Below are 9,828 nucleotides of genomic sequence, written 5' to 3'. Positions count from 1 at the left end.
GACCGGGCACCGTGGCAGAGCGAGCCCGCTGGGCCAGCGCCAGGCGGCGATCGCTCACAGTGGCAAGGCCTCCCCGGGTCAGGGCAAGCACCCGGCGGCCACGCGCCATGGCAAGACGGCTCTGCGCCCATGGGGCAGGCTCGCGGCAATGACCAGGCACCGTCGCAGAGCGGACCCATCGGGCGCGCTTCCGGCAGCGATCACACACCGGGGCAAGGCAACTCCGCGCTCACGGGCCGAGCACCCGGCGGCGACCAAGCACCGTGGCAAGGTGGCCCTGTGCATACGGGGCAGGTGCCTGGCAGCGACCAGGCACCGTGGCACGGCGCGTCCGGCCCCATGGGGCAGGTGCCCGGCGACCACGCACCGCAGCACGGCGGTCCCACCGGCCAAGTGCCCGGCGGCGATCACCCATCACGGCAAGGTGCGCCCGGGTACGGGCAGCCGCCGATCGGGCGGGCGCCTGAGGGTGAGCAGTGGCAGAATCCTGCGGCGCGGGGCTTCGTGCAGCAGTCACCGGGTGAGCAGCCTGTTGACCAATGGCAGCAGGGGCATGGGCCGATGGGACAGCAAGCGCCCGTTGGGAATCCGCAGGCTGGGTACGGCCAACCACCGGCCGGGCCGCCGCCCGGGTACCAGCAGGGTGGTCAGTATCAGCCGCAGCATCCGCATGGGCCGCACCCTTCGCTCGATGACGTGCCGTTGCGGCGTGCGAAGAAGTCGCCGAGCGGAGGGTGGCGCAAGGCCGTGCACCATGTTTCCGGTGGCGCGATCAATCCCGGCTTGTCCGCGGAGGAGTTGCGGCTGCAGGAATTGGTGGCACGGATCCGGCAGCCGGTGCGCGGTGACTATCGGATCGCGGTGCTCTCGCTCAAGGGTGGTGTCGGAAAAACCACCACGACAATGGGTCTCGGGTCGATCTTCGCCTCCATCCGTGGTGACCGGGTGATCGCGGTCGATGCCAATCCGGACTTCGGCACGCTGTCGCAGCGGGTGCCGCTGCAGACCCGTTCGACCGTGCGCGATCTCTTGCTGGATCCCGCGATCCAGCGCTATTCGGATGTGCGCAGGCATACCTCGCAGGGCACCAGCCGATTGGAAGTGCTTGCCAGCGAACGGGATCCGGCGGCATCGGAGGCGTTCAACGACGAGGAGTACCGCGCGGTCGCCCGCATCCTGCAGCGGTTCTACAACATCATCCTGACCGACTGCGGTACCGGGCTGATGCATTCGGCGATGGGCGGCGTGCTCGACCTCGCGCATTCGCTTGTGCTGATCTCCTCGGCCGCGATCGATGGCGCGCGCAGTGCCGCGGCGACGCTCGACTGGTTGTCCCTGCACGGCCACGATCATCTGGTCCGCAATGCGGTCGTGGTGATCAACCTGCCGCGTGAGGGTTCCCCGAATGTCGGCATCCAGCAGCTGCGCGAATACTTCCTGTCGCGCTGCCGCGCGGTGCACATCATTCCGTACGACTCACACCTGTCCGAGGGTGCCGAGATCGATCTGCACCGCCTGCACAAGACCACCAAACGTGCCTACGTCGAACTCGCCGCTACCGTCGCAGACGAATTCGGCATCGATCACCGCCGCTATAGCGTCTGACTCACCAGGACAACCTGGACGCGCGCACCTCCGCAATGGATCGCCCGCGACGGCGGCGGAACAGTCCGCGCAGGGTGCCCGCGTTCAGGTAGCCGACCTTGACCGCAATCGCGTCGATGGTCAGGGTTGTGGTGCGCAGCAGTTGGGTGGCGCGTTCCAACCGGACCTCGTGCACGAAATCCCGTGGCGACATTCCGATTTCGGCTTGGGTGGCGCGCTGTAGCGTGCGTTCGGTGACGCCGAGCAGATGCGCGGCATCGGCGATGCGGAACTGGTCGGCGACGTGGTCGCGCACCCAGCGCTCGAATGCGGCGACCAGGGAGTCATTGCGGGCGATCACCTCGGGAATCGCGGAGTCGCTCTGCGTTCGGCGATCACCGACCACCAGGTATCGGGCGGTCAACTCGGCCAGGGTCGGACTCTGCGCGGCGATCAGCGCTAGCGCGAGGTCGATATGCGATAGCGAGGCCGCCGCGGTGGTGAGCCGATCCGCCCGGCACAGGATTCGACTCTCGTCCAGGTCGATGCGCGGATATCGGCGTCGAAAGGCCGGGCCGAGCCACCAACTCGTCGTCGCCACCACGCCGTCCAGGACACCCGCCTCGGCCAGGTAGAAGGTTCCGGTGCAGGCCGCGGCGAGGTGCGCGCCGGATTCGTAGGCCCGCGTCATGAGTTGCAGCACCGGCCGATTCGCGGGTGCGGAGACCACGCCGATCAGCCCATCCGCATCCAGGACGCGCGTTGCGGGGACGACGATCAGACCGACATCGTCCGGCAGTTCGGTTATCGGTGTCGTCTGCGCGCGGAAACCGTGCGCCGTAAGCACTTGTTCGCCATCGGCGACGATGTGCACGCGCCATGGATCGGGAGCCGTCTGTAACTCCGCGCGCAGTCCGTTTGCGGTCGCGAAGGTCTCGAGTACCGCGGAGAGGCCGAGGTCGGCGACGCCGTCCTGCACGAAGACCGCAACATCCATGTCGCAAACAGTACTGAATATGTCGTTTCCGACACTCGGAACTGCGGAATAAGCGGCTTACTGTTCGTACTACTTACCCGGCCTGCCCTGCGGAGTTCATATGACGATCGTCGAAACCACCGGTGTCCACCACATCCGCCTGACCGTGACCGATATCGACCGCTCCAAGGCGTTCTATCGCGACGTGCTCGGTTTCGAGATCGCGGTGGAATCGCCGGGCCGTCCCGAGGATCCGCAGGTGCGCACCGATCCGGCCCAGTTCTACGGCGGCGTCGTATTCCAAACGAACGGAATGCTGTTCGGGCTACGCCCGGTGGCTGAACCGACCGACAGGTTCGATTCCGAACGCGTCGGACTGGACCATCTCAGCTTCACCGTGCCCTCGGTCGATGATCTGACCCGCACCGCCGCCCGTTTGGCCGAAGCCGGAATCGAACACGGCGAGGTCACGCCGCTTGACGGGCTCGGCATCGCGATCCTGTCCTTCAGCGATCCCGACGGCATCCACCTCGAGCTCACCGCACCGCTGTGAACGCGCCGGCGCACTGTAGTAATCCGACATTCCGTCGGCCTCCGACGCTGGTGCGCACGAATGTCGGCTCCGCATTGCCGAGCACCAGCGAACTACTGTGCGCGCTGAGCGGGAAACAGGTCCGCGGACATGTCTGCCGATGGTCGCGCGACCTGGTCCGGTTGCACCGCATAAGACGCGAGCATCCCCAATGTGCGACCGTAATCGACTGTCTCCGAATGGAATTGGTTGCCAATATCAATACCTGGGCAACCGAACACCTGACGCTACGCACCGCCGACCGTCACGACGCCGAACTCGGCGACATCATCGATCGCATCGCGGCCACGGCCGACCGCGCCTTCCACCTGCTGATGACCGATGATCTGACCGGCGAACATATGCACGCGGCATGGACGCGGCTGGCCGAATTATCGATCGCCTACGGCGATTTGGTCCGCGAGGCCGAAGACGGGCGCTGGTGCCTATCACCCAACACCAGACATCGGTGAGCCGACCACCGCGAATCAGCAAGGGGCCGTGGCTACCCGATGGGAAGCCACGGCCCCTCATCAACCCGGGTCGTCACCACTCCGGGAGTCGCCGCCGTCCGGCGAGCACATCGCGCACCAAATCGTCATAGGCATCGGCCAATTCGGCCAGATGATGCCACGCGACGTGTAGCTGTTCGTTGTGCGCGTCCAGGGTCATCAACGCGTGGTGGGCGCGCACCGAGGATTCCGCGATCCGGTCGATGACCGAGCCGACGGTTTCGGTGTGTAGCGTCGCACCGAGCCGGTGCTGCGGCACGCTGCGCGCCACCCAATCGTCGATCGCCATGACCAATTCGATTCTGCGACGCTCGATTTCGAGGATCGTCGCCGGATCGGTCGATACCGATCCGCCACGACCTACGAGCCGTCTCTCATGCAGAATCGCCAGGTCACGGGCGAACCAGAGCAGCGGACCACCGACAACTCGGTGACCGCGACACGCCCGAACAAGTAGATCCGACGTGGGAAGTAGCCCGGGAGTCAGGGCCTGCACCGTCGAATCGACACACCTAGGTGTGCCGGGAAGAGCCATCACAACCGTTGATGAATCCGAACCTGCCACGTTGCCTCGCCGTCATCGCCGCACAACACCTGGATCAGGACGTTCATTACAATAAACCTCTGAAGGCACCTGTCAAGCGTTACCCGGCCGTAGGGAGTCACGAAGAGTACACTTCGTTACCTGCATGACTGACCGAGGAGCAAGATGGCGGACGGTCCGACGTATCTCCGGATCGCAGACCTCCTCCGCGAGGAGATCCGCGCAGGCAAGTGGAATCCGGGTGATCGGTTGCCCAGTCACACCGAGCTGGCCGATCAAATGCAGGTTTCGATCACGACCGCGCGCAATGCCATTCAGGTGTTGGTCACCGAAAATCTGGTCTACACAGCTACTTCCCGTGGCACGATCGTCCGAAACCAGGAAGTCCTGGAATCGGTTGTCACCGACCATATTCGTCCGGATCGTCCGCAATCGGCCCACGATATCTTCGAAGAGATCGCGCGCGCCGCACGTCGCGAACCGACCAAGGAGTTCAGCGCGAAGATGGAACCCGCGAATCCGGAGGTGGCGCACTGGCTGGGCGTGCCGGAGGATTCCTGGGTGCTGGCCAGGACGGTCGTCCAGTTCTTGGACAACGAGCCGTGGTCGTGGGAGGTCAGTTTCTATCCACGAGACTTGGCGGAGGCTACCGGTATCGACTCGCCACACGATATTCCGGAGGGCACGACACGCCGACTGGCCGACCGCGGCCATGCCGAGACCGCGCATCGCGACACGCTCGTCGCCCGCCCGGCCAGTGCGGAAGAGGCGATCGTGCTCGGCGTCGCGACCGGCACCATTCTGCTGGATCATCTACGCATCGGCGCCAACCATAAGCGCATCACGAGGGCCACCCGGCATCGGTCGATCGCCACCCGCAACCGGCTGGCCTATGAACTCGGCGACGACGAGGGCAGCAATGTCATCCGGCATACGCTCGGCATCTCCTACCGACCGGGTATCTCGTTGCCATGAAAAATGTTCCGCCATGAATACGGTGCAGTCATGAAAATCATCCGCCGGGCGACTCTGAGTGATCTCGGCACCATCTGTCGACTCCGGATCCAACGCACCGCGTGGCTCACCGCGCGCGGCTCCGATCAGTGGACCGTCGCGGGCCGCGGCCTGCCCATCGAGATCTTCGCACGGGCGGTCGGCGAAGCGCTGGACGCGGGCGAAACCTGGATTGCCGAGGTGACAGGGGAACCGGCCGGGACGATCACCGTCAACGACCGGTCGGACCCGGGGCTGTGGTCGCCGTGGGAGCTAGCCGACGCGCTGATCGTCCACTACATGATCGTCGACGTCCGCTTCGCCGGCCAGCGCGTCGGTCACCGTCTATTGGCCCACGCCGCATCGCTTGCGCGCCAACGACAACGCCATTGGGTCCGACTGGACGCCTGGACCACCAACACCGATCTGCACGACTACTACCGCAGGGAAGGCTTCCATCTGGCCAGGATCGCGGGGCCGGCCGCCTCGGGACCGTCCCGTGCGCTTTTCCAACGCCGTTCCGACAGCTGGACCTTCGAGCCGATGACGTCGATGCTGACCCATGTGCAGCCGACACCAGAACCGGCGCCCGAGGCTCACAGCGGCGGCAGATAGGCGATCTGCACCATCTCCTGACCGCGGTTGCGCGATACCAGGATGCCGCGCCCGGGCGGCAGCTTCATCGGACGGACATCACCGATCAGCTTGCCCTCGTCCTTGGGACCGCTCATGATCAGCGCGTCGACGGAGAGGTTCTTCATACCGCCGAGCACGTTGTCGTAGAGCGCGCGCGAAACGCCGCCGGTGCGTCGGGTGACGACCACGTGCAGACCGATATCGCGGGCCTGCGGCAGGTACTCCAGCAGTGGCAGCAGCGGATTGATGCCCGCGGTGATCATGTCGTAATCGTCGATCAGCAGATAGATTTCGGGACCGGTCCACCAGCTGCGCTCGCGCAGTTGCTGCGGGGTGATGTCGGAGCCCGGGATGCGCTTGGACATGTAGCGGGCGAGTTCGTTGACCATCGGTCCGCAGGTCTGCGATGAGGTGGAATAGCCGCCGAGATGGGCCTCGTCGACCACGCCGAGCAGGCTGCGGCGGTAGTCGATCAGGATGATCTTGGCCTGCTCCGGTGTCGCGTTCTCGGTAATGCCCATGGCGATATTGCGCAGCAGCGTCGTCTTGCCGCATTCCACGTCGGCGAAGGCCATGAAGTGCGGCTCCTGGCCGAAATCCAGGACGAACGGATCCAATTCGTTCTCGCCGAGCCCGACGAGGACCTTGGTCGGGCCGAGTTCGACCTCGTGTTTACGCGCGATCGCCACGACCTCGTCGCGGCTGATCTGCAATGGCAGCATGCGCACCTCGGGGGCGCGTCGGCCCGGATAGAGCTGCTGCATCTGGTCTCTGGCCTGGGCGGCGCCTTCGGCCAGCGTCTGCGGATCGGAATCGGAATCCAGCCGGGGCAGCGCGATGAGCATATGCAGTTCATCGGGCGTGAGACCGCGACCGGGACGACCGACCGGCACCAGTGCCGCTGTGCGCCTGCCCATTTCGGAATCCGTCGGGTCGCCGAGGCGCAGCTCGATGCGGGTGCCGATCTGATCCTTCACATTGGGCCGGATCTCGCCCCAGCGCGCGGCACCGATGATCAGGTGGATGCCGTACGAAAGCCCCTGCGCCGCAATGGCGGTGATCTGCGGTTCGACGGCGTCGAACTCCTCGCGCATGGCCTGCCAGCCGTCGATGACCAGGAAGACATCGCCGAATTGGTCGGCGGCGAGCGGATCGTTGGGATCGGCCTCGGTCCCGTTGATGAGCCGTGCCTCCATCTGGGAGTACTTGCGGCGCCGGAACGCCACCATGGATTCGATGCCGAGTTCGGCGAAGCGCTCCTCACGCTGGCGCATCAGCGTGGTCAATTCGGCGACGGTGCGGCGCACCCGATCGCCGTCCAGGCGACCCGCGACCGAACCGACATGCGGCAGACCGGACAGACCGGCAAGGCTGCCGCCACCGAAATCGAGGCAGTAGAACTGGACCTGTTCGGGGCTGTGGGTCGCCGCGGCGGCCATGACGATCGTGCGGATGGTGGTCGACTTACCCGACTGCGGACCACCGACGACCGCGACATTGCCTTGGGCGCCAGCCAATTGGATGGTCAGCACGTCACGGCGCTGTTCGTAGGGTTTGTCGATGATACCGATCGGCATCCACAGCTGGCCGTGCCGGTTGACCGGGGAGCGCCAATCCGGATCGGGCAGCAGCATATCCACCGTCGGCGATTCGTCCAGCGGCGGCAACCACACCTCGTGCGCCGGACGGCCGTGTCCGGTAAGGCGTTTCACGACAACCTCGAGCAGCGTCTCCGGAACGCCGCCGCCCAATGGCTCCTCCGCTTCGACACCCGGAGGCGGTGGCAGATCGGGCAGTTCCATCCGCACCGGTTCAGGCCGCGCCGCGGCCTCGACGGGTCCGGCGGTGAACACGGTGGGCGACTGGCCGCCGACCACCCGGCCGTCCACCTGTCGGCTGCCACTCGGTGAGACATATGGCCCCGACACATAGGTCGCGTTGAACCGCAACGGATCGTCGGCATCGCTCTTGAGGTAGCCGGAGCCCGGAATGCCGGGCAGGTGGTAGGCATCGGTGATGCCGAGTACGGCGCGGGATTCGTTGGCGGAGAAGGTGCGCAGACCGATTCGGTAGGACAGGTGCGAGTCCAGTCCGCGCAGCTTGTTCTCCTCGAGTCGCTGCGAGGCCAGCAGCAGATGGACGTGCAGTGAGCGGCCGAGGCGGCCGATCATCACGAACAGATCCGCGAAATCCGGCTTCTGCGAAAGCAATTCGGAGAACTCGTCGACGATGACGAACAGTGCGGGCAGCGGGTCGAGCGCGACGCCCGCGGCGCGCGCCTTCTCGTAGTCGGTGACATTGGCGAAGTTGCCTGCGGCGCGCAGCAATTCCTGGCGCCGGTTCATCTCACCCGCCAGCGCGTCCTTCATGCGGTCCACCATCGAGAGCTCTTCCTCGAGGTTGGTGATGACCGCGGCGACGTGTGGCAGCGAGTCGAGGCCGAGGAAGGTCGCACCGCCCTTGAAGTCGACAAGTACCAGGTTCAGCGCGTCCGGCGAGTGTGTGGTCACCATGGAAAGCACCAGCGTGCGCAGGAATTCGGATTTACCCGAACCCGTTGCGCCTATGCACAATCCGTGCGGACCCATACCGCTCTCGGCGGATTCCTTGATATCGATTTCGACCGGGGTGCCGTCGGGTGTGACGCCGATCGGCACCCGCAGCCGCTCACGCGCGGTGCGCGGACGCCAAACCCTCGACGGTTCGATCAGCGCCGCGTCCGGAATCTTCAGCAGCGCCATCAGTCCCGGATCGGTCCTGGTGTCGTCGCCCAGGCTGACGATCTGTGCGGCCGTCGCGATCCGGAACCGGGCCAGGCTACGGGCGAAGGAAGCGGATTCGGCCGTGCTCACCTCGTCGGCGGTGGCGAACTTCTCCGTTCCCGCAGCACTTTTCGCACTGACCGCACCATCGCTGACCACCAATTGCAGACCGCGCCGCGCGGCCAAGCCGTTCTCGGGCGCAGTCAGATCGAGCACGGTGACCGAATCCAGACCGGATTCGCTGATCAGCCGTTCGGTGCCGTTCACGTAGCCGTCATCGATGATGACCACCAGATGCAAACGGCCCTGTGTCGGTTGCGGATTGCGCATGAAGCGCCCGCGTTCGAGCAGTTCGGAGGCGAGTGCGGTCTCGAGTTCGGCCAGTGAGCCGTACATCATCCTGGCCGAGCCCATGCCGTCGCGGACGGTCGGATGTTGCAGGTGCGGCAGCCATTTGGCCCATTCCCAGGCCGGGCCGTCCGGATCGGCGCAGACGATGGCGACCGCGACGTGGTCGGGTCCGTGAAATGCGGTGAGCTCCATCAGCATCGCGCGCGCCAGCATCCTGGCTTCCTCCGGGGCGCCACCGATATTGATGGCCGGGAAGGCACGCAGCGACACCGCGGTCGGCAGCTGGTGCACCACCGAATGGGTTCGTACGAAACGGCGCAACGCCACGGTGGAGACCGGCTCCAGATCCTCCAGCGGGCCGGTTTCCGGACGCGCCAACTTGGTCGCCAACCGGTGGCTGCCCACCCCGACCCGCACATGTCCGAAGTCCGGATCGTTCGGCCTGCGTTCCCACATCCGGCGGGTGCCGACCACCGACGGGAGATCGATCGGTTCCGGATGACTCCAGATCAGCGATTCCAGCTGCTTATTGCCGGTGCGCCGGACATCCTTGCGCATCTGGTCCAGGTAGCGGAAGTAGTCTTTGCGCTCCTCGTTGAGTTCGCCGGCACCCTTGGGGCCGTTGCCCCGCATGCCGAGCATCATGCCGCCCATCGACATGAGCATCATCATCGGGAACATCATCATGAACGGGTTGGCGAGCAGGTTGCGACCCATCATCACCATCATCGCGATCATGCCGACGACGGCGACCACCATGATCACCGGCATCAACTTCATGATCAGTGGTCCCGGCATGGCCCGCTGGATTTCCGGCGGTGAATTCAACGCCAGCTCACCGCCCGGTGCGCGTGGCGGGGCGATGCGGGGGCGGCGCACGAAACCTTCGGTAGCCATGG

The 9,828-nt window shown here is 65.5% G+C and carries 8 protein-coding genes; 5 read left to right on the top strand and 3 right to left on the bottom strand.

Going from position 1 to position 9,828, the window contains the following annotated elements; translation table 11 throughout:
* Positions 1-279 precede the first annotated feature (279 nt).
* Entirely contained in the window at positions 280-1,605 is a 1,326-nt protein-coding gene (locus ON44_RS05180; protein ID WP_245567016.1) for a MinD/ParA family ATP-binding protein, read from the top strand.
* 1 nt (position 1,606) lies between these two features.
* On the opposite strand, the gene ON44_RS05175 is transcribed toward ON44_RS05180, so the two are convergent.
* Positions 1,607-2,581, bottom strand: a complete 975-nt coding sequence (locus tag ON44_RS05175) for a GlxA family transcriptional regulator (protein WP_040686645.1) — start codon at positions 2,579-2,581, stop codon at positions 1,607-1,609.
* 100 nt (positions 2,582-2,681) lie between these two features.
* Here ON44_RS05175 and ON44_RS05170 point away from each other — a divergent pair, with 100 nt between their 5' ends.
* Together ON44_RS05170 and ON44_RS05165 are read left to right on the top strand one after the other, a co-directional pair.
* Entirely contained in the window at positions 2,682-3,113 is a 432-nt protein-coding gene (locus tag ON44_RS05170) for a VOC family protein (protein ID WP_040686644.1), read from the top strand.
* Positions 3,114-3,331: 218 nt separating this feature from the next.
* Entirely contained in the window at positions 3,332-3,604 is a 273-nt protein-coding gene (locus ON44_RS05165) for a hypothetical protein (RefSeq protein ID WP_051181553.1), read from the top strand.
* A gap of 73 nt (positions 3,605-3,677) precedes the next feature.
* Here the strand turns inward: ON44_RS05165 and ON44_RS53375 are convergent, their stop codons facing one another.
* Positions 3,678-4,178, bottom strand: a complete 501-nt coding sequence (locus tag ON44_RS53375; protein WP_040686643.1) for a DUF4254 domain-containing protein — start codon at positions 4,176-4,178, stop codon at positions 3,678-3,680.
* Positions 4,179-4,352: 174 nt separating this feature from the next.
* Here ON44_RS53375 and ON44_RS05155 point away from each other — a divergent pair, with 174 nt between their 5' ends.
* Both ON44_RS05155 and ON44_RS05150 read left to right on the top strand, forming a co-directional pair.
* Positions 4,353-5,162 (top strand): GntR family transcriptional regulator, encoded by an 810-nt coding sequence (locus tag ON44_RS05155; protein WP_040686642.1) that lies wholly within the window; start codon positions 4,353-4,355, stop codon positions 5,160-5,162.
* Positions 5,163-5,192: 30 nt separating this feature from the next.
* Positions 5,193-5,795 (top strand): GNAT family N-acetyltransferase, encoded by a 603-nt coding sequence (locus ON44_RS05150; protein WP_040686654.1) that lies wholly within the window; start codon positions 5,193-5,195, stop codon positions 5,793-5,795.
* Here the strand turns inward: ON44_RS05150 and ON44_RS05145 are convergent.
* Positions 5,777-9,826: a type VII secretion protein EccC gene (locus tag ON44_RS05145; protein WP_040686641.1), complete on the bottom strand. Its 4,050-nt coding sequence runs from the start codon at positions 9,824-9,826 to the stop codon at positions 5,777-5,779. The two genes, ON44_RS05150 and ON44_RS05145, sit on opposite strands and share 19 nt — an antisense overlap.
* Positions 9,827-9,828 lie beyond the last annotated feature (2 nt).

The organism is Nocardia vinacea NBRC 16497 (assembly GCF_000308835.1).
GTDB classification, from domain to species: domain Bacteria; phylum Actinomycetota; class Actinomycetes; order Mycobacteriales; family Mycobacteriaceae; genus Nocardia; species Nocardia vinacea.
The sequence above is the reverse complement of the archived record's forward strand: the minus strand, read 5'-3'. Positions and strand labels throughout refer to the sequence as shown.

What these genes read in the sequence shown, in the direction of transcription:
- ON44_RS05145 (WP_040686641.1), bottom strand. Translation starts at nt 9,826, where the DNA reads ATGGCTACCGAAGGTTTCGTGCGCCGCCCCCGCATCGCCCCGCCACGC.
- ON44_RS05175 (WP_040686645.1), bottom strand. Translation starts at nt 2,581, where the DNA reads ATGGATGTTGCGGTCTTCGTGCAGGACGGCGTCGCCGACCTCGGCCTC.
- ON44_RS05165 (WP_051181553.1), top strand. Translation starts at nt 3,332, where the DNA reads ATGGAATTGGTTGCCAATATCAATACCTGGGCAACCGAACACCTGACG.
- ON44_RS05170 (WP_040686644.1), top strand. Translation starts at nt 2,682, where the DNA reads ATGACGATCGTCGAAACCACCGGTGTCCACCACATCCGCCTGACCGTG.
- ON44_RS05150 (WP_040686654.1), top strand. Translation starts at nt 5,193, where the DNA reads ATGAAAATCATCCGCCGGGCGACTCTGAGTGATCTCGGCACCATCTGT.
- ON44_RS53375 (WP_040686643.1), bottom strand. Translation starts at nt 4,178, where the DNA reads ATGGCTCTTCCCGGCACACCTAGGTGTGTCGATTCGACGGTGCAGGCC.
- ON44_RS05155 (WP_040686642.1), top strand. Translation starts at nt 4,353, where the DNA reads ATGGCGGACGGTCCGACGTATCTCCGGATCGCAGACCTCCTCCGCGAG.